This is a genomic window from Vreelandella venusta, from assembly GCF_044809155.1.
In the GTDB taxonomy this organism is placed as follows: Bacteria; Pseudomonadota; Gammaproteobacteria; order Pseudomonadales; family Halomonadaceae; genus Vreelandella; species Vreelandella venusta_B.
Map to the genome: position 1 here is coordinate 2216118 of NZ_CP085241.1, position 19255 is coordinate 2235372.

Annotated in this window: 22 protein-coding genes; 8 read left to right on the top strand and 14 right to left on the bottom strand. The window is 55.4% G+C overall.

Going from position 1 to position 19255, the window contains the following annotated elements; translation table 11 throughout:
• Positions 1-376 precede the first annotated feature (376 nt).
• A complete protein-coding gene (locus tag LG301_RS10395; RefSeq protein WP_404471089.1) occupies positions 377-604 on the bottom strand; it encodes a hypothetical protein in 228 nt (75 codons plus the stop codon).
• Positions 605-667: 63 nt separating this feature from the next.
• Positions 668-1330 carry an endonuclease/exonuclease/phosphatase family protein gene (locus LG301_RS10400; RefSeq protein WP_404471090.1) on the bottom strand — a complete coding sequence of 221 codons (663 nt, stop codon included), beginning with the start codon at positions 1328-1330 and terminating at the stop codon, positions 668-670.
• A gap of 123 nt (positions 1331-1453) precedes the next feature.
• On the opposite strand from LG301_RS10400, the gene LG301_RS10405 reads away from it, so the two are divergent.
• From LG301_RS10405 to LG301_RS10415, 3 genes are all read left to right on the top strand, one after another.
• Entirely contained in the window at positions 1454-1711 is a 258-nt protein-coding gene (locus tag LG301_RS10405) for a hypothetical protein (protein ID WP_404471091.1), read from the top strand.
• A gap of 77 nt (positions 1712-1788) precedes the next feature.
• Positions 1789-2235 carry a LexA family protein gene (locus LG301_RS10410; protein WP_404471092.1) on the top strand — a complete coding sequence of 149 codons (447 nt, stop codon included), beginning with the start codon at positions 1789-1791 and terminating at the stop codon, positions 2233-2235.
• Positions 2232-3509, top strand: coding sequence for a Y-family DNA polymerase (locus LG301_RS10415; RefSeq protein ID WP_404471093.1), 1278 nt, complete (start codon positions 2232-2234; stop codon positions 3507-3509). The genes LG301_RS10410 and LG301_RS10415 overlap by 4 nt, the downstream gene beginning before the upstream one ends.
• Before the next feature lie 327 nt (positions 3510-3836).
• Here LG301_RS10415 and LG301_RS10420 read toward each other — a convergent pair whose 3' ends face one another.
• Entirely contained in the window at positions 3837-4589 is a 753-nt protein-coding gene (locus LG301_RS10420; protein WP_404471094.1) for a DeoR/GlpR family DNA-binding transcription regulator, read from the bottom strand.
• Positions 4590-4746: 157 nt separating this feature from the next.
• On the opposite strand from LG301_RS10420, the gene LG301_RS10425 reads away from it, so the two are divergent.
• The 5 genes from LG301_RS10425 to LG301_RS10445 are packed head-to-tail and all read left to right on the top strand — an operon-like array spanning position 4747 to position 10025.
• A complete protein-coding gene (locus tag LG301_RS10425) occupies positions 4747-5727 on the top strand; it encodes an ABC transporter substrate-binding protein (RefSeq protein ID WP_404471095.1) in 981 nt (326 codons plus the stop codon).
• 2 nt (positions 5728-5729) lie between these two features.
• Positions 5730-7430, top strand: coding sequence for an ABC transporter permease (locus tag LG301_RS10430; RefSeq protein ID WP_404464208.1), 1701 nt, complete (start codon positions 5730-5732; stop codon positions 7428-7430).
• Entirely contained in the window at positions 7418-8488 is a 1071-nt protein-coding gene (locus LG301_RS10435) for an ABC transporter ATP-binding protein (RefSeq protein WP_404471096.1), read from the top strand. Before LG301_RS10430 ends, LG301_RS10435 begins: the two co-directional genes overlap by 13 nt.
• Positions 8485-9567, top strand: coding sequence for an MBL fold metallo-hydrolase (locus LG301_RS10440; protein ID WP_404471097.1), 1083 nt, complete (start codon positions 8485-8487; stop codon positions 9565-9567). The genes LG301_RS10435 and LG301_RS10440 overlap by 4 nt, the downstream gene beginning before the upstream one ends.
• A gap of 11 nt (positions 9568-9578) precedes the next feature.
• On the top strand, positions 9579-10025 hold the full coding sequence (locus LG301_RS10445) for an HAD family acid phosphatase (RefSeq protein WP_404471098.1): 447 nt from the start codon (positions 9579-9581) through the stop codon (positions 10023-10025).
• Between the two features lie 213 nt (positions 10026-10238).
• Here LG301_RS10445 and LG301_RS10450 read toward each other — a convergent pair whose 3' ends face one another.
• From LG301_RS10450 to LG301_RS10500, 11 genes are all read right to left on the bottom strand, one after another.
• The gene (locus tag LG301_RS10450; protein WP_404471099.1) at positions 10239-10898 is read right to left on the bottom strand and encodes a DEAD/DEAH box helicase; all 660 of its coding nucleotides are present in this window, start codon (positions 10896-10898) and stop codon (positions 10239-10241) included.
• 43 nt (positions 10899-10941) lie between these two features.
• Positions 10942-12027 (bottom strand): YhcG family protein, encoded by a 1086-nt coding sequence (locus LG301_RS10455; RefSeq protein WP_404471100.1) that lies wholly within the window; start codon positions 12025-12027, stop codon positions 10942-10944.
• 396 nt (positions 12028-12423) lie between these two features.
• Positions 12424-13920, bottom strand: a complete 1497-nt coding sequence (locus LG301_RS10460; RefSeq protein ID WP_404471101.1) for a DEAD/DEAH box helicase — start codon at positions 13918-13920, stop codon at positions 12424-12426.
• A complete protein-coding gene (locus tag LG301_RS10465) occupies positions 13917-14471 on the bottom strand; it encodes a hypothetical protein (protein WP_404471103.1) in 555 nt (184 codons plus the stop codon). Before LG301_RS10465 ends, LG301_RS10460 begins: the two co-directional genes overlap by 4 nt.
• The gene (locus LG301_RS10470; RefSeq protein ID WP_404471105.1) at positions 14468-14671 is read right to left on the bottom strand and encodes a hypothetical protein; all 204 of its coding nucleotides are present in this window, start codon (positions 14669-14671) and stop codon (positions 14468-14470) included. Before LG301_RS10470 ends, LG301_RS10465 begins: the two co-directional genes overlap by 4 nt.
• 811 nt (positions 14672-15482) lie before the next feature.
• The gene (locus LG301_RS10475; RefSeq protein ID WP_404471107.1) at positions 15483-15842 is read right to left on the bottom strand and encodes a hypothetical protein; all 360 of its coding nucleotides are present in this window, start codon (positions 15840-15842) and stop codon (positions 15483-15485) included.
• A 25-nt stretch (positions 15843-15867) separates the two neighbouring features.
• Positions 15868-16332 (bottom strand): hypothetical protein, encoded by a 465-nt coding sequence (locus LG301_RS10480; protein ID WP_404471108.1) that lies wholly within the window; start codon positions 16330-16332, stop codon positions 15868-15870.
• A gap of 136 nt (positions 16333-16468) precedes the next feature.
• Entirely contained in the window at positions 16469-17242 is a 774-nt protein-coding gene (locus tag LG301_RS10485; RefSeq protein WP_404471109.1) for a ribonuclease H family protein, read from the bottom strand.
• A 332-nt stretch (positions 17243-17574) separates the two neighbouring features.
• Positions 17575-18285, bottom strand: a complete 711-nt coding sequence (locus tag LG301_RS10490; protein WP_404471111.1) for an SIR2 family NAD-dependent protein deacylase — start codon at positions 18283-18285, stop codon at positions 17575-17577.
• Between the two features lie 216 nt (positions 18286-18501).
• Entirely contained in the window at positions 18502-18699 is a 198-nt protein-coding gene (locus tag LG301_RS10495; protein WP_193085268.1) for a transposase, read from the bottom strand.
• Positions 18700-18769: 70 nt separating this feature from the next.
• A complete protein-coding gene (locus LG301_RS10500; protein WP_404471112.1) occupies positions 18770-19012 on the bottom strand; it encodes a helix-turn-helix transcriptional regulator in 243 nt (80 codons plus the stop codon).
• Positions 19013-19255 lie beyond the last annotated feature (243 nt).

Consider the following 19255-nt stretch of genomic DNA (forward strand, 5'->3'; position numbering starts at 1 on the left):
CGAAGTCGCTAGGCGTATCTTCTTGTTTCTGCTTGGTAGGGCTCACAGTTTGGGCCATCATGTTAAGAAAACGAAGGTTTTCTCTACGAGGTGTCGCGAATACACAAGAAGACAGTGAGCCGAGGCCTGGTGACGAGGGAGCTGACCCCGGTAACTCGCAGGAGCGTCTCAAGGGCTCTATTCAGGGGTATCGAGAGTCATTCGAACCGGTGGGTCTCAAAGGTCTCTGGGTAATAAAACGCTACTTCGATTCCTTACGCCTTGGTTACTACGGGCAAATAAGCCCACTTTCTTCGATATCCTGCACGCTGGCCGCGCCCAAGCCACTCACACGCGTTAGCGACTGCACCCTGTCCCACGGTCGCATGTCGATAATCTACGCCGCACGGGCTGGGCCCACGTTTGGCAGCTTGGTTAGCTGATCAGCGGTAGCGTCGTTCAAATCGATGCAATACACCGGGTCATTCGCCGCTTCATACGCCTGGCCATCAAACGCCGTGAGTTTAAGTTCTGCATTCCCCAGCGCAATCCATACCGGGGCGTGATCGGAGATGATGCCGCGAGCGGTCACATGATCGGCGTCAAAAAGCGCTGGAAACCTCACGATACCGCGATCTGTAATCGTCAGCTGCCCCGGCGTTTTCCAGAAATTATCGTAAAGATTGCTTCACACACCGTCAGATAGACCTAACGTCGTGGCACCGTCTGTAATCGCGGGAATGGCACCTACCTCGCGTAGCGACGTCCAGCCGTCGTGAGAGGGGCGTAGATTGAAGTCCCCTGCCATTAAACGCGGCGTGCCCGGGTACACCTCTTCTAACCACTTCCAGTAGCTGGCCAGGGCTTCGATTTCCGGCAGCCGGTCACCGATACTACTACCGTAGGTAATGTGAACGTTAGCCAGGGCAAACGGCTGGCCTGTTCTATCACTGCGGAATTGGGCAGAAAACGGCTCGCGGGCAAATACGTCTCGACTGTCGATATAGACCACCGCACCACTGTCATACGATACCGCGGAGTCTCGCCATAAAAACCCGTAATGCTCGCGGTAAGTGCTACGGCCTAGCGCGTGACTTGCCATGCTCGACCACGCTTCGCCACTGATGGCTTCGACCTCAGCCTCAAGCTGCGCTAACGCGGCTTCATTCATCAGCTCTTGTATCGCCACAATGTCAAAGTGCCCCGCGACATGGGCCACTTTGTCGATCCGTTTATCGTTGTTCCAGCCCAAATTCTGGATATTCCAACTTCCAATGATGATGTCAGCCTGAGCCAGTGACGGTACACAGAATACGATGGCAGCGAGCCATCGCCTTACAGATCCTTTCATGGACATTCCCTAACAACGTTACCACTGGGGTAATAGGTGGCAGGCTACACAGCATGCGTTGACAGCCTACCGTGTACTGCCATGATGTAAAGAACACCAGGGTTCGTAGCGAGTGACTTCATTATGTCGAAGAAAAAGCATCAGGGGGATAAGCCATTGGAACGCCATCGCGTCAGCGATAACGCCGCTGACCGGCGAGACCCGTCTTTAAAGACGCTGGAGGGCTCCGTGAGCGAATACAGCCAGCCTTTTGAGCCGGTAGGTCTTAGCGATTGGGAAGCGGTGATGCTGGACGGATTAACGCCCGACACGGCCCATGCGGATGCGTTGGCATCGCCGACCTTAAGAGAGCTCGGAGAAGAGCCAAACACTCAGCGGTAAATCCTCGTTCGGGGTTTGTAGATCCGGCGCCTCCCTATATACTGTATATAAATATAGTAAAAAAGGAGACGTCGCGTATGACCACCACCGCATCATGGGTCGGCAGTGCTGCCCTAAATCCTGCCCCGCAACCCTTGCCTATGTTTGCCAGTGCCGTTCGGGCAGGATTTCCTAGCCCCGCCGATGACTATATCGATGCAGAGATGGATCTGCATGGCTATGTCGTTAAACGGCCTGCCGCCACGTTCTTTGCGCGCTCAGAGGGCGACTCTATGATCGGTGATGGTATCCACCATGGTGATCTGCTCGTCGTGGATCGCAGCCTGGAGCCGTTACCGGGGCGAGTGATTGTAGTTGCGCTCGATGGCGAACTCACCGTAAAGCGGCTAGAGCGTGTCGGGCAACGTACCTACCTGACCGCGAGCAATCCTGCTTATCGACCGATCCCTTTAGAAGGACGTGAAGCCCATGTGTGGGGCGTCGTCACCCATGTGCTGCACAGTCTGCCGGGTGCTACGTCGTGATCGCACTCGTTGACTGCAACAACTTCTACGTTAGCTGCGAAAGGGTCTTTAACCCCGCCCTGGAAGGCCGCCCGGTTGGCGTACTCTCAAACAACGATGGCTGCATCGTGGCTCGCTCCAACGAGCTCAAAGCACTGGGGGTTGAGATGGGTACCGCCAAGCACCTACTACCTCCATCGATCCGCCGCCAAGTGACGCTTTTATCCAGTAATTACGCGCTGTATGGCGATATGAGCCGCCGCGTCACCGACGTGCTGGCAGAGTTTTCGCCGGACGTTGAGGTGTACTCGATCGATGAGTCTTTTGTGGGGTTTCATGGGTTTGATTCGGCGACGCTAGAAGCGCGCGGGCAACGGCTACGTCAGACCGTGCAGCAATGGACGGGGATTCCTGTCTCTGTGGGCTTTGCGCCGACACGGGTACTGGCCAAAGTCGCTAACCATGCTGCCAAGAAACACCCAGGCTACCGAGACCAAGGCGTGTGCTTGTTAGCCGCTGATAGCCCTGCGACGCAAGTGCTCCTCAAACAGCTACCAGTGACCGAGATTTGGGGCATTGCCCGCCGTACCGGCGAACGGTTACGCGTGATGGGGATAGAGACTGCCTGGCAGCTACGCGAAGCCGATCCCAAGCAGATACGGCACCGGTTTAGCGTGGTGCAAGAACGCATTGTGTGGGAACTACGCGGTCAGCCGTCCATTCAACTGGATGATATGAGCCAGCCGAAACAGCAGGTTATGGTATCCCGCTCCTTTGGTCGCCTTACCCATAGCCCCCACGATCTGCGTGAAGCCCTTCGCCAACACGCTGCTCGCGCGGGTGAAAAACTACGCAAGCAGAGCAGCGTCACCAGCGCCGTGTTGGTATTTGTGCGCACCAATGCGTTTCGACAAGATTTACCGCAATACCGTAATCGCGTGGTAGTGACGTTTGAGCGCCCAACGGATGACAGCCGCGAGCTGATTCATGCCGCCATCCAAGGGCTACGGCAGCTCTGGCGGAAAGGTTATGCGTACCATAAAGCGGGCGTGATGCTGCTTGATCTTTCCCCCAAAGCTAACCGCCAACTGACACTGACGGAAACACCGCAAACAGAGGAAGAAGCAAAGCGCAGCGAACGGCTGATGGCCACTATCGACAAGCTCAATCAAGAGTTAGGGCGAGGAACCATACAGTTAGGGTTACCCCGGGCAGGCAACGCCTGGGCATTACGCTCTGAACACCGCACGCCAAGATATACTACTCAGTGGGAAGAGTTGGTTCACGTACGGTAACAACACCCTTATGCAGACCGCATGAAGACATCGACATACCAGGGGCAACACGAGCTCTGATCTCCTACCCTACCGATGCCCCTTCTCGTTAGCACCGCCATACAGAAATCTTAAAGGTGACGATGCCATGGTTAGAGTTTCAATGTGGCAAGGTGCTCTATAAATCGCGGTGAAAACGCCATATCGTTCTCCCACTGTGCCTTCGCTGCAGCCGCAGCGGTCGTCGTAGTGGTCGATGCCCCAAGCGCCACCGCTACCGTCTTATTTACCCATTTCCATCGGATATTCAAATGAGCTTGCTACAGATTAATCTTAGAATATGCCTAGTCAGCTTAAAAAACGCACCCCCTGAGCCGCTAGAGGGCTTCTCAGTTTGTCCGATAAGGGGCTATCGGTAATCACTGCGTGATAATCCGCCAGTGAACCGGCGGCGCAGCGCAGTGGTAGGTCGAACTTGGTTTTATCCAGCACTAGAATTCGGTACGCCGCGTGGGCCAACAGCGCCTCGCGGGCCATGACTTCGTCGTCGTTATAGTCGTAGAGCTGGCCGTGGCTATCCATACCGCCCACAGAGACAATGCCGACATCCACTCGATAACGCTGAAAAAAGCGCCAGGCGTCGCCACCGATCACATCCTGATCACGGCGGCGTACGCGGCCTCCGGCCACCACCAGCTCACACTCCAGCGCGCATAACTTGATCAAGGCGTGCAGGTTATTGGTCATAATCTGCAGCCCCTGCTTGTCCCGCAGCGCGTCGGCTAGCTGCTCTACCGTCGTCCCCGTCCCCAAAAAGAGCGACTGGTGATTGGAAATCAACGACGCCGCCTGCCGCGCAATATGCCGCTTACCCGCTTGGTTGACGATTTGGCGCTGGTCGTAGCCCACATTCTCTTGATCGGGAAAAGGCATCACCTCGCCGTGGCGGCGCAGAATCATTCCCTGCTCAGACAAGACGCGAATATCCCCCCGCAGGGTTTGCAGTGATACACCAAAGTGATGGGCAAGCGCCGCCAGCGTTTGCCGCCCCTCTCCCCGCACGCGCGCCAACACGGCACGCCGCCTTTCTGTCACGTTCATGCTGCACCTACCTTTCTCTTTATCGTGCTTGCTGGCAAAACGAAAAAAAATTTCCTGCCAGCGAAAGTTAACCGCTATCAAACGAAAGCTTAGTGTCACGATGTTGTAAGCCGATGACAGTAGTGTGGTGGCTGTTCACCCACTGGAGGTTTTCCCGATGTTGAAGCGCTCGTTGTGTTCCGCCGTGACTCTCGCAAGCATTGCCCTCTCCACGTCGTTGCTCGCTGATGACAAGCTGGTGCTCTACACCAGCCAGCCCAATAGCGATGCCCAGCAAACGGTCGATGCGTTCCAAGCCGCCTACCCGGAGATTGAAGTGGAGTGGGTACGCGATGGCACCACCCGCCTGATGACACGCCTGCGTTCAGAGCTGGCTGCCGGTGTCAGCAACCCTGACGTGCTGCTGATTGCCGACAGCATGACCATGACCTCGCTGAAACAAGAGGGCCATCTGCAGCCCTACCTCAGCCCTGAGCGCGATGCTTACGACGAAGCGCTTTACGACCCAGAAGGCTACTTCTACGGCACCAAGCTCATCACCACCGGCATCGTTTACAACACCGGCGCCGAGCTGCAGCCCCAACGTTGGGAAGACCTGGCCGGCCCTGAGTACGAAGGCCTCGTCACCATGCCTAGCCCGCTTTACTCCGGCGCAGCGCTAATTCATATGGCAGCCATCGGTGAACACCCGGCATTAGGGCTTGAGTATTACGAGGCACTACAGGCCAACCGCACGGAAGCACAGGGCGGTAACGGCGGCGTGTTCAATGCGGTGGCCGCAGGCACCAAGCCCTACGGCATCGTGGTGGATTTTCTACCCATCCGCGAAGCCGCGAAAGGCTCGCCCGTGGCGTTTGTGTTCCCTGAAGAGGGCGTGAGCGCCGTCACCGAGCCCGTCGCCATTATGCAAGAGGCTGAGAACCTAGACGCTGCTCAGAAATTTGTCGACTTCGTGCTCTCCCAGCAGGGGCAAGAACTGGTGAGCCAGCAGGGCTACCTGCCTGCTCACCCGGATGTGACGCCGCCAGAAGGCTTCCCTGAGCGCAGCACGATCAACCTCATGCCGGTGGATATTGAGCAGGCGCTTGAGCAAGAAGAGACGCTCAAGCAGCGCTTTAGCGATCTGTTCGGCGGCTAACCATGACCCCTTCGCTCAACCTTGGCAGCCAGCATCGCTGGCTGCTTAGCCTGATCACCCTGCTCATCGTACTGCTCAGCCTCGCGCCCAGTGTGCGGCTACTCATCGAGGCACTGAGCGACCTTGGCCAAGGCAGCCAAGCGCCGCTGTGGAAGGTGCTCAACGCTGCCAGCACGTGGCGTGCGCTGTGGCACAGTGTGTATACCTCGGGCCTCGGTATGCTGATTGCGCTGGTGCTGGGTAGCCTATTCGCGTTTGTGATCACATTGACGGACATGCGCGGCAAAGCGTGGCTGGTGTTCTGCTTTATGCTGCCCATGATGATCCCGCCCCAGGTCACCGCCCTGAGCTGGCTACAGCTGTTTGGCCCCGCCAGCCCCTTGTTAAAAAGCATCGGCATGGCCCCGCCACTAGGCAGCCCGCAGCCGCTCTACTCCGCCGAGGGTATTGCGCTACTGCTGGGCATCCAGAGTGCGCCGCTGGTGTTTTTGGCGCTACGCACGTCTCTGCTGTCCCTACCCCGTGAATTGATTGAAGCCGCGCGCATCAGCGGCGCGCGCCAAACCCAGGTGTGGGGCCATATTATCTTGCCCATCACCCGCCACGGCCTGATTGCCGGGGCCGCCATGGCGTTTATCTCCAGCCTGGGTAACTTTGGTATTCCCGCGATGCTGGGCATTCCCGCCGGTTATTACGTGCTGCCCACGCTGATTTATCAGCGCATGGCCAGCTTCGGCACCGGCGTACTGGCAGAGATGGCGGCGCTTTCTTTGTTGATCGGCGTCCTCGCGCTGGCAGGCGTGGCCTTGCAGCAGTATTGGATGAACCGCAGCCGCTTTGGGTTAGGCGGCCATAGCGGCCGCGCCCACGATTTTTCGCTAGGCCGCTATCGCCCCCTCGTGACGGCTTTGCTGGTCGGCGTCCTGTTGGTGATTCTGGTCGCGCCGCTGGCCGCCCTGGTGGTGAGCTCCTTGGTGCCTGCCATGGGCGTGCCACTGAGCGTTGAGTCCATTACGCTCAATGCCTATCACGAAGTGATTGGCCGTCAAGGAGCCACCTGGCGTGCGGTGCGTAACAGTCTTTGGCTGGCGGGCGGTGCCGCGCTGGTACTGATGCTATGCAGCCTACCACTCGCTTACCGCCTACAGCGCCTTCCACCGCGCCTGCAGCAGCTCACCCTTAGCGCCATTGAGCTGCCGTACGCGCTGCCCGGCGTGGTACTGGCAATTGCCTGTATTTTACTGTTTGTCCGCCCGTTACCGCTCATCAACCTAGCGCTTTACGGCACGCTCGGATTGATCTTTGTGGCCTATCTGGCGCGCTTTTTGGTGGTCTGCCTGAAACCGGTAAGTGCCAGCTTGGCCCAGCTAGATCCCTCCCTGGAAGAAGCCGCTCAGCTGGCGGGCGCAGGCCCCTGGCGTCGGCTCATTACCATTCTTTTACCGCTGATTGCGCCCTCGCTGTTTGCCGGCGGGCTGCTGGTGTTTTTGCTGGCAGTGAATGAGCTGACCGTCTCCGCGCTGCTCTGGAGCGCCGGCAATGAAACCCTGGGCGTACTGATTTTTAACTTAGACGAGGGCGGTGAGAGCGTGCTGGCATCGGCCGTCTCCGTGCTGGTGGTGATCATGGTCGCCTCGCTGATGCTATCGCTCAGCCTGCTGGCCCCGCGTCTACCTAAAGGAGTCGTGCCGTGGCAGGGCTAGCTATTCATCGTGTTACCAAGCAGTTTGGCGATCACCGGGCGGTTGATGATCTGTCGCTGGAGATTGCCCCCGGTGAGTTTGTGGCCCTACTCGGTCCCAGCGGCTGCGGCAAAACCACCATGCTGCGGATGCTGGCGGGGTTTGAGCAGATCAGCAGCGGCACCCTCACGCTCAACGGCACGCTACTCGCCAGCGACCAGCATCATGTGCCCCCTGAACAGCGCAACATGGCCATGGTGTTTCAGTCGTACGCCCTCTGGCCGCACATGAGCGTGGCCGACAACGTGGGCTACCCGCTGAAACTGCGCCGCATTCAGGGCAGCGAGTATCAGCGCCGGGTTGCTCACGCGCTAGAGCAGGTTGCGCTTACTCCCTACGCCCAGCGCGCTCCACAAGAGCTCAGCGGTGGCCAGCGCCAGCGGGTGGCGCTGGCGCGCTGCCTAGTCACCGACCCAGATGTAGTGCTGCTCGATGAGCCGCTCGCCAACCTGGACCGCAACCTGCGCGCGTCCATGGAGCACAGCTTTGTCGACTTCCACCGCCGCACCCAAGCCACCATGGTGTACGTGACCCATGATCAAAGCGAAGCCATGGCAATGGCGGACCGCATTGCGGTGATGCGTGACGGCACGCTAGTACAGTGGGCAACGCCTGAAACGCTCTACCGAGAGCCGCGTAGCGAATGGGTGGCTCGGTTTATCGGCCAAGGTAGCCAGCTAAAGGTCGCAGGCGGCGCACCGGGCCAGCGGCTAAATGAATCAGCGCTGATGCAAGGCTTGGCCGCGCCGCTCACGATGCGCACTCAGCCCGTTTTGGTACGTCCTGAACATATCCGTATTGAGGCACACTCCCCTGCACCGTCGTCCGCACAATCGCCTAACTCTCACGACTTAACCGGACGCGTGGAGCGGCTCACCTTTCGCGGTGAACGCTATGAGCTACACCTGCGCTTATCCACGGGAGAAGCGCTGCTAGCCTATCATCACACCGCACTCAACGAGGGCCAGCACGTCGCGGTGCGCTTGTTGGAAGGCTGGTGCCTGGAGCCTGACCAATGAGCGCCACGATTCAGATCCTCAGCGGGCTGGGTGGCAAAGGGCCGGCAGCTATCGTGGTGGAAGCGCAGGGCAAACGCCTGCTGCTAGATGCCGGAGGCGCACTGCACCCCGGCGAGCCGATTACCTGGGCACGCGGGCTGGACGTGGACGCCGTATTGATTAGCCATGACCACGTGGACCACATTGGCGGTGTCGCGGAACTGCCCGCGCAGATACCGCTTTACTGCACGCCGTTAGTCGCCAAGGCGCTGCCCCCACAACGAGCGTGGCAGCCACTGCCCTATCGGGGCCGTATTAACGTCGAAGGGATGACGGTGACCACCGGGCAAGCGGGCCATTCGCTAGGCGGTGTCTGGCTACATCTCGACGTTGCAGGCGGTATTTTCTACAGCGGCGATGCCTGTTTTGAGTCGCGCCTGTTTCCGTTGGATGCGCCCCCACCCGCACACACGGCGCTGCTGGATGCCTCCTACGGCAGCTACGACCAGCCCCAAGCGCATTGCATCCACGCCATTGGCAAGGCGTTAGACCACCCGTTAGTGCTGCCGGTACCGGAAACAGGGCGCGCCCTGGAAATGGCGCTATGGCTAGCGGAAGAGGCGGACCAACGCCACCTTCCCTTGGCGATTGACCCGATCATTCGCGATAACCTGGCCGCCCTACTCTCGCTGCCCAATGACCTTCGCCGTGAAGGGTTAGATGAGGCTATCCAGGCGCTTTTAAAACGCCCCAATGCCCGCCATCCGGCGCTTTGGCTGGTCAGCGACCGTGGTGATAACCCTGCCGATTGGCCGCATCACCGCCTGCTCCACACCGGCTACTTAACGCCACAGCGTCGCCAACAGCTCGCCGCTGGCGAGGTGCTTTGGCAGCGCTGGAACGTTCATTTGCGCGCCTCGCACTTGGTGGCCCTGGCCAACCAGCTCCAGGCAACCCAAGTGGTACCGCTTTTTACGCCGCTCCATGCCGATGCTGAGGCCGCCTGGCGTGACCTGCTGGGCGAGCGATTCATCACAAAGCCTTCGCTAAACGCCCCGTCAGCGGCGCGCCCGCTCTCTTCACTTCTGTTAACGCATTAGGAAACATGTCTATGAACGCAGTCATTGTTGATGTCGACGGCACGCTGGCCGAGTTTCACCCTGCCGATGTCCACGAGTGGGTACTTGGCCCCGCCAAACAGTGGGATCCTTTCTTTGCCCACATGGCGAACGCGCCGGTGATTGAGCCCGTCGCCCGACTGGTCAAACTGCTCAAAGCCCAAGGTCAGCAGATAGTTATCTGCAGCGGCCGTCCAGACAGCCACCGAGAGCACACCCACGCATGGCTCACCCGCCATGACATTCCTTTCGACGCTATGTACTTACGCCCGGAAGGCGATGATCATGTGGATGACGAAGAGGTGAAATCAGCGCTACTGAACCAAATGCACAGCGACGGCTTCGCCCCCTGGCTGGTGCTGGACGACCGCGATGCCGTCGTCGCCCAGTGGCGAGCACTCGGCCTCACCTGCCTACAGTGCGCACCGGGGGATTTTTAAGCGACAAAATCTTATAGCCTGCGGATCAGCAATGCATAAGGTGTCCTAGCAATGGGCATTACATTTGAAATTTTGCTTGCTGCTGGCACCGTTGTCTTTTCTTAATTGTCGACAGTGCAGCCGGAAGCTATTGGGAATACTGATATACATACCCCATTGAAAGCTAATTAATGGCATAACCACACTCAATGTTTCCGTGTGGCTATGCCATGTTCAGAGCTTCAACGTGGCCAGATGCTCTATAGATCGCTGTAAAAACGCCATATTGTGCTCCCACTGTGCCTTTGCTGCAGCCGCAGCGGTCGTTGTAGTGGTCGATGCCCCAAACGCCACCGATACCGCCTCATTTTCCACTTCCGCCGTCTCTCCATCAGAGCGTGTGACGTTATCCAGCGGTGCTCCCAGTGCGGTATTGCCATACCCGGTTGCAGCAGGCGCTGAAGTCGGTGACACCAAGGTGACAATCGCCTTTTCATCGGGAAGGTCGTCAGCAATACGATGCGCATAGCGGCGTAATAGCGACTCATTGAGCACAAACAGAAAACAGTCCGGGTCATGCAGGTCAAGGCGACGAATGACCCTCCCCAATACTTGGCAAAAATGTTGCCCGGTACGAATACGACTCAGGTAACAACACACACGTAAACGCGGGATATCGACGCCTTCGCTGATCATTCCTACGGACATAATCCATGCCTGCGTCGAATCACGAAACGCCTGCAGCTTAGCGTGCGCATGGGGCGTTTTACTGGTCACCAGGCAGACGTCTTCGCCTTGATCCATCAACCATTCAGTGATTTCTTCAGCGTGCTCGATGTCAGCGGCGACTACCAATCCCTCTGTCCCGGGCTGAACTCGCCGTAGCGCTGTCAACTTGGCCACGCCCTGTGTGAGCAGGTAAATCGCATGTCATCTACTAACTCGGCCCGTCATTATTCTCTCTCGGCATTTCGGCCTGCTCAATTTGCTGCTGTACCAAGCTACGCTCGCGTTTCAGTTCTCGACGCAACTCTTCTTCGGAGGGCAGATAAGGGAGATACTTGGCGGCAAACATCTGTTCGCTGTCGGTGAGCACCGAGTATTTCACTACAGCCTCGCTCTTCTGGCTGCACAGGATTAGGCCAATAGTGAGGTTGTCGTCATCGCCCTTGCGATGTTGGTCGTAGATGCGGATGTAGCTGTCCATCTGGCCGACATCTTGATGAGTGAGCTTGCCCAGCTTGAGGTCCACCAGCAGGAAACACTTAAGCTTGAAGTTGTAGAACACTAGGTCGATATAGAAATCCTGATCGTCAGTGCTGATGCGCTGTTGCCGAGCGACAAAGGCAAAGCCCTTGCCCAATTCCAGCAGGAATGCCTGCAGATTGTCGATCAGGCCGCGTTCAAGGTCAGCTTCCAGGTAGCGCTCGGCAGGTAGGCCGATAAAATCTAAAATATAGGGATCACGTAGGTAATGCCGAGCGCTGTGTTCAGCCAACGGGCGCGTCTGGTTCTCGGCCTCCTGCTGCACCGCTGTTCGATCCTGACTGCTGAGCAGGCGCTCATAATAGAAGTTTCCAATCTGGCGTTCCAATACGCGAACGCTCCACCCATGCTGAATGGCTTCCTGCTGGTACCATGTTCGAGCACTGGGGTTCTCGATGCGCGCCAGATGGTTGTAATGCGACCAGCTCAATTCGGGAGACACTGTCTCTCGATTTGGAAAGGCTTCGTAGAACCGGCGCATATTTCGCAGATTAGTGACATCAAAACCCTTTCCGAATTCCTCTGTTAGCTCCCGCGAAAGGCGTTGTAGTTGCTGCTTGCCATATGCCGCGCGAGTGCTGCCCTGTTGCTCGTTTTCGACAATCAGCCGGCCAATCTGCCAGTAGGTCTTCACCATCGAGCTATTGACCGCGCGCACCACTTGCCGCCTGGCGGCGGTAATCAGCTCCCGGATATCCGCCACCAGCTGGGGGCTGAGGTCTCGAGTCTGTGGCGGCTTGCCGGTATCAGGCACCATAACTTAGCTCCTTTAGATAGTCGTCCATTGACTGATTCAGCTTCGCGATTTCCGCATCACTCTCTTCAGGTTGAACTCTTCTTCGACAGTGTCGATGTAGCGCAGGATGTTGAGATGTCGGATAGAAACAGTATTTATAGGCACCTCCGGCTGTAATGCCTTACACATTAGCTATCTACCTGTAAGCAAACAAGACGTCCTGACGGACGCCGCACCTTCCATCTCCACCCAAGGCAGTCGCTTGGGTAGAGTACTCCGCCCTATTTGATAAATCAGTGCTGCATGTATTGGGTGTCATAAGATTAGCATTGCAGGCAAATCGCTATCTTTTGGTAAAACATCACATTTTCAACATGGCATCACCATACCAAATACGTTGGTGTGGCGATGCCATCGTCATATTTTTAATGTCGCCAAGTGCTCTATAAATCGCTGTGAAAACGCCATATCGTGCTCCCACTGTGCCTTCGCTGCAGCCGCAGTGGTCGATGCCCCAAACGCCACCGATACCGACTCATTGTCCACTTCCGCCGTCTCTCCATCAGAGCGTGTGACGTTATCCAGCGGTGCTCCTGGTGTGGTATTGCCATACCCGGGTGCAGCAGGCGCCGAAGTAGGTGACACCAAGGTGACAATCGCCTTTTCATCGGGAAGGTCGTTAGCAATACGATGCGCATAGCGACGTAAGAGCGACTCATTGAGCACAAACAGGAAACAGTCTGGGTCATGCAGGCCAAGGCGACGTATGACCCTCCCCAATACTTGGCGAAAATGTTGCTCGGTACGAATACGACTCAGGTAACAACACACACGTAAACGCGGGATATCGACGCCTTCGCTGATCATTCCTACGGACACAATCCATGCCTGCGTCGAATCACGAAACGCTTGCAGCTTAGCGTGCGCATTGGGCGTTTTACTGGTCACCAGGCAGACGTCTTCGCCTTGATCCATCAACCATTCAGTGATTTCTTCTGCGTGCTCGATGTCAGCGGCGACCACCAATCCCCCTGTTCCGGGCTGAACTCGCCGTAGCGCTGTCAACTTAGCCACGCCCTGTGTGAGCACGTAGTTCATCGGTGCGTCGTGACGCAATAGATCTGCATAGCCCACACCAGGGTGGCGTAGCAGGCGTGGAATGCTAGAAAACCGCCTCTGCTGAGGCGGTTTTTTATGTTTTGTGTGCGTCAGCGTGAGCTGAATATGGCGGTTATCAATCAGATGAATATAAGGCAGCCGGCACACACCGTCTTGTACAGCTTCTTGCAGCGTGTAGACAAAATCCGGTACCAAGCGCTGTTTGAGTGATGTTTCGTCAATCTCTTCGTCATCACAAGGTACATCGAGATAATGCAGCAGCGGTAGACAGTGGCCATCGGTACGCCATGGCGTACCCGATAATGCGAGCGTGTACCGCATATAGCGCTCTAACAGTAGCAACGCGCGCCCCCACTCATTTGACCCTTGCTGGGTAGCGGGCAGTCGCCCGGCATGATGACTCTCATCCCAGATCAACAACACACGAAACTGTGCCCCCAGCTGCTGCAATATACGCAAACACTGACGTAACGACTGATACGTATAACAGCCTCCCCGCGCGCCCAAGCCACCGCTCATAGCATATCCGGTAACCTCGGCCAGGGTCTCTTCTGCTCGGTTTACCACTTCCGTACTGGGGCCTAGGTACAGTACATAATCGATCTCATCACGCTGCAGCAGTTGATCCGCTAACACCGCCGCCATGAGCATCTTCCCCGCCCCAGGTGTCGCCTGGCAGAGAAAGTGTGGTTGTTTGGGAGATAGCTGAGCAAGCGCTTTGGTAAGGCAGCGCTGCTGCCAATCACGAAGGGGGGGACGTTGCGCTGAGTGAGCCGGCTTGTCGCGCGCGATCATGCCTCATCCCCCACCTCGGCCAGCATTTGCTGCACTTTGGCATAGGCCTTCAGCTTTTCGCCCAGCGCGCGTGCCTGCGCCTTTTCCTCTTCGAAAACTGATGAAATTTTATCCCGCGCATCAGGGTATTTATCAGCGATTTCCTGTAACGCTTGAAGCTGAAGATGGCGGGCCTCCATCTGCGCACGCAGCTGTTCACTATCACGGCGAAGCTGAGTCGTTAACGGCTCAACGTCGGTGGAATCCTTGGCACTTTCTAGGCCAGAGTGGTTATTTCCAGAATTAAATGCCTTTACCACCTGAAATAGATACCGTTGCTTAAAGCACGGATGCAAGCCAACCCGCTCAACGTCACCTCGCTCTACACGCTTATTGATTTGATCGCGCACGAAGATACGTAGCGTTCTTTGGTCAAACCCCGCTAAATCGGGCTGCTCTAACAGCTCATCACGCAGTTCACAGATAGTAAATGACGTATCTGCCATGGCTTTCTGCGCTAACAAAGTGTTTAACGGCTCAGCGGCTATAGGATGAATTTGACGACGACTCATGAGCGCTCCTCCCGCACAGCAACAAGCTGTACTGAGAAAGCAGCCTTGGCATCCAAATCACGGGCTTTTTGCATATGATGCTGATAACGCTGATAGCGAGTACGAAGGCTGCTATCGGAAAAGAGAGCGGCACGTGCCATCGCACGGTGGGCAGCGGCGCGGCCAGCAAGGCTAAAATTAGGGAAGGTTTTTAAACGCATCAAACAGCTCCTTGGATTTATCAGAGCCGTCTCCACTGTCGCCAAACAGGAGGGAGGCGGCCGTACGCAGGTTGGCGAACCGGTATCCAAGGAAAAACCGGCAGACCCGAAGGTCTCCCACGCACGACCACCATAGTCATAGCAGACACAAAAAAACGCCTACTATGGTCAGTGGCGCTTGTGCGCCTTGGATAATTTCAGGTCGCCAAACCTGGTTAAAGATTTTGCTTTAACGTTTTTAGATTACCTTGACCATCAAATACTGTAAACCCTTAGCTATGTTGGTATCTGTTGTTGGTGTGATTTAAAAATACTTATTACAAGCACAAGGGGCTCACGATTGGGTGATCTACGCTTATAAAGCCGCATAAATACTCGGCACTGCTCTTGAACGTTGCCACGCGCTGAATGCTGACTATCCAGTTGCTGACCCAGCTCAGCACTGGTCCCTCTGACCGTCTCCCTAAGTTCTATACAAATTTTCGCATGCAAACGAATCAGCGCTTCATCAAACGCCAGACGAATGTCATGCTCTGCAAGCAGATTGTCTCCCTAAAGCAAGGTGTCAGCCAACGTATCCAGGTGTTGGGTTGGGGTAGAGCCGTTCTGTGTAGGCACGTTTTTAAAACTAGAAAAATATCAGTGGTTGCGGCGACAACAATTTAGCACCGCGTTGCGATGCGCGCTTATATCGCCGCCCACATGTGGGCGATGCTTTACGCGCTGTGTGGTAAACGATTAGTGAGGCCGTTATCTTCCGACTATCGCGGCCACGCCTGGCGCAGCAGTTGCATGCCAACGGGTTAAATAATCACCCTCCCCTGAGAACCGACAATAAATCCGCGTAGGCTTGTTCAGATTTTTCTGCCTCTTTATTGGCACCGTCAATTGCACGATCGACATCATTGTTTGCCTTATGAAGGTCTCTCTGGATGGTCTTTTCAATACGCAATTGACCCGAAAAATCACCGTCCGCTAAGGCCTTGTAAGCTGCTTTCGACTCATCGCGAAGGCGACTCGCCCGCTCCCTGGCTCGCGCTTCCTCAGCGCGCTTGCTCTCAGCTTTGTTGACTGACGACGACAACCTTTGGGCCGCCGACAAGATCTTTTTATAGTTAGCCAATGCCTGGGGTAAACTGATAACACCCTTATTTGATACGCTATTTTGCATAGTTCACTCCGATATCGTTTGATACTCAGTTGGAAGGAGTGATGATGCTGAGTAGTTCCTTGTAAGCATCCTGTGATTTTTCTGTTTCCTCGCGGGCGCTCTCCACGGCCTTATCGAGTCTCTTGAGCGATTTCAGTAAGTCTTTCTGAACGTCTTCAAAAGAGCGTGCATCCGGTGTTTCCCGCTTTGCGAGGCGAGCTTCAAAAGCACCATTCGCTTCTTTTTGAAGCGCCCTTGCACTCTGTTCGGCCTCTGCTTCTTCTTGGCGGTTTTTCTCCAGCTTCTTTGCGGCTGAAGCCAGTAATTTCGCGGCCTCTAGGATATCGTCTACCCGCGGGGCGATTTCCTCCAAAGAAGCAGCGGGATACTCGACTTGATCAGCGGGTGATTGAAGCGGAGCGACACTATCCTTGTGCAATACGCTAGCCGTGTGGGTTTCTTCGCTGGCGCTTTCGTCAAAGCCAGCGTTATCAGCTTGTAGATGATTCATTTGTATACTCTCTTTGTATCAGCCCCTAACGGGGCTATTCTGAAAATCGACACAACCGGATGCTCAACACATCGGGCAGCTTGACGCGTGGATAGCCCCACCGTCACACCGTGAGCAAACTTCCATCTGTCTCTTCTTACCCCCGCTGTAAGCGAAGGATCTCTTCAGCGTTCAGTGTGCCTTGGTATTTCACAAACGCGCCCTGCCGTTCGAGAGAGGCTTTCATCGCCATGCGGTCGGCCAACTCGTTACCCTCGATCCCCGCATGCGCTTTGACGTGCACCAATTCGATGGCGTGACCAATATCGCAGTAGAGGTTATAGGCGGGTTCTACAATGACCTGGTTCTTGACCGGCTCATTGTTTGGCCGCCGCCATCCACGCTTTTTCCACCCGCTCGCCCACTGACTGATGCACTTGATCGCATACTGCGAGTCGGCGCGGATGCGCACGCTCTGGCCTTCGGAAAGGGCCGTTTTGGCAAGGGATAGCGACTCCTGCAGCGCCAGCAGCTCGGCGGTGTTGTTGGTCCCCATCGGGGCAAAGTGACCGTAGTACAGATCGCTCAGCATGCCCAGGCGGTAAACCACCACGCCGGAACCGGAGGGACCAGGGTTAGGGTCGCACGCTCCATCGCAGAAAATTTCGACATCGACGGCGCTCTGGGTCGTCTGAGCGGGAGCCTTTAGCTTTTTCGCGGCAGGCTTTTTAGCAGGGAGGCTGGCGCTTGCCTTTGGGCCCGGCGCCTTGGCCGTTTTGGCAAACGCCTGTAAGGCTATTTCCTGGCTTGGGAAGGACTTATAACGCGCCGAGGGAAACCCTTTTACCTCGCGCTCACACTCGGCCCAGGTCGTATAGATCCCCGGCGTCCGCCCTACCCAAACGACATACCACTTCCTCGCTTTTGCCATTACGTGCTCTCTGCTTATGCTGTGGGTTGTGATGGATGATGTTTGTCGAGCCAGCGACGGTAGTGCTTGCAAGACGTACCAAATCGCCCCGCTATGGAGAGCCAAGAACCCTCTGATGATTCATTCAAAGAATAGAATCGCGGATTATTATCACTCTCACGCGCTCTATTGCCAGAGCATGGAGAGCGACCGGGGTTCGCGGTGCATGAGTCATGCGTTTTGTAGTATCAGCAGGGCGATCTCAATGACCAAGTGCAACAGGCTTTCGGCTGCACAATAATCCTTGTTGTGGCAATCACATGACCACGCCCTCAGGCGCGACACAGCCCATATTACCAGCGCTGCCCTTCAAGCCAGGCCGCTACAATGTCCGGCACAATACAATCCGCTTCTTTATGAATAATGCGATAGCTGTAGGGTCTATCCGCCACATCGAAGTGAGGGTTTACGATCAGCTTTTCCGCCCTATACCTACCCTTTTTGGGCAGCTTCGCTGCTGGGTCAACCTGCAGCGAAGTTCCGATTACCAGCACCTTGGCTGCCGTCTTAAAATGTCGACCAGCCTCTGAGTACTGCATAACCTGCTCCCCAAACCAGACCACATGTGGCCGTAATTCATGCCCATCAGGACATGTGTCACCTAAATGCTGTGGGCTGATGCCGATATCCGATACCAACGCATGCTGACCGCAACATCTCACTTTTCTGAGCTCTCCGTGCAAATGAATGACATCACAAGACCCGGCGCGCTCATGTAAGTCATCAACGTTTTGGGTGATCACGACAACTTCGTACTTTTGCTCAAGCCGTGCAATAGCAAAATGAGCCGGTGTCGGTTGTGCCTTTCCAGCACACTCTCGGCGCCAGTTATAATACTCTATCACTTCTTTCCGGCGCCTATTCCAGGCGTGGGGTGAAGCTAACTGCTCATGCTGCCCAACCGTCTTTAAACCACTGTTACGAAACGCCTCTAGCCCACTACTGACACTAATACCGGCACCGGTAAACACAACGATTTTGTTTGGGTTTATAGCAGGTTTCATGCGACATCCTTGTATCTACAAATAGTGCCAAGAATCGTTTCAATAACCATCCTAACCACAAATTGCGACATTTAATGTCGCAAGAAACCACTATTATTTGGCCACCTATTCCACATCTAGATGACGCTAACTGATGCACCCTTGAGAACAAACTCACTAGCGTCAAACTTCACTGCCTTGATATCCCACTTTGCCCGACGCATTTGTGCTAGGCACCTATACAAAAATACGATATTTGCTGCCATAGCCTAACAGCACCTCATGCACATGATGCCTTAAAGAATGAAAGCTCTCATAAGCCGTTAGTGGCAACCACTGATGCCTTACCTTGCGCCAGAGAATCTCAATCAGGTTAAATTCTGGTGAATAGGATGAAAGGTAGACTACATAAACCCGATGGTTTAGCCAGAGGATAAAGTGCTCGAGGAAAAAAGCCCCTTACAGAAGCTGCAAGGGGCAATGTAAAAACAGCCTTAAAAGCTATTCAATGCTTTCTTTTGGCTAGATTAAAAGCAGGAGAACCACTTAGTAGCGTTCTCTCCCACGCGACAAGCACAGATAACCGCCACCGTACAGCTCGAGGTCCAATTCTGATCGGAGGTGGTATGACCCCATCTTTGATCCAGCGCCACACAGTTGAACGTGAAATTTTATAACGTTTACAAATACATAGGTCAGTAAGATATCGGTCTTCTTTTTCAACTATGCTCATTAGAAAAACACTCATGGTTGTGAACTCATGAGCAGATTACATAAAGTCAAGTCGGGAAGCGGGCAATAAGACCCACAAAATTGCACCGCAAATGAAAATTTTCCATTTTACAGATATTTTATCTGCTTTAAGCATCTTAGTGATTGCAAAAATAACGCCGCTGCCGTAAGCCCCCTTCTTTCATAGATCTCACCATCTAGAAGTAGAAGCTAAAGAATCAAACGTAGATTGCTAGCAGGATCCTAGCGAACATTTTTT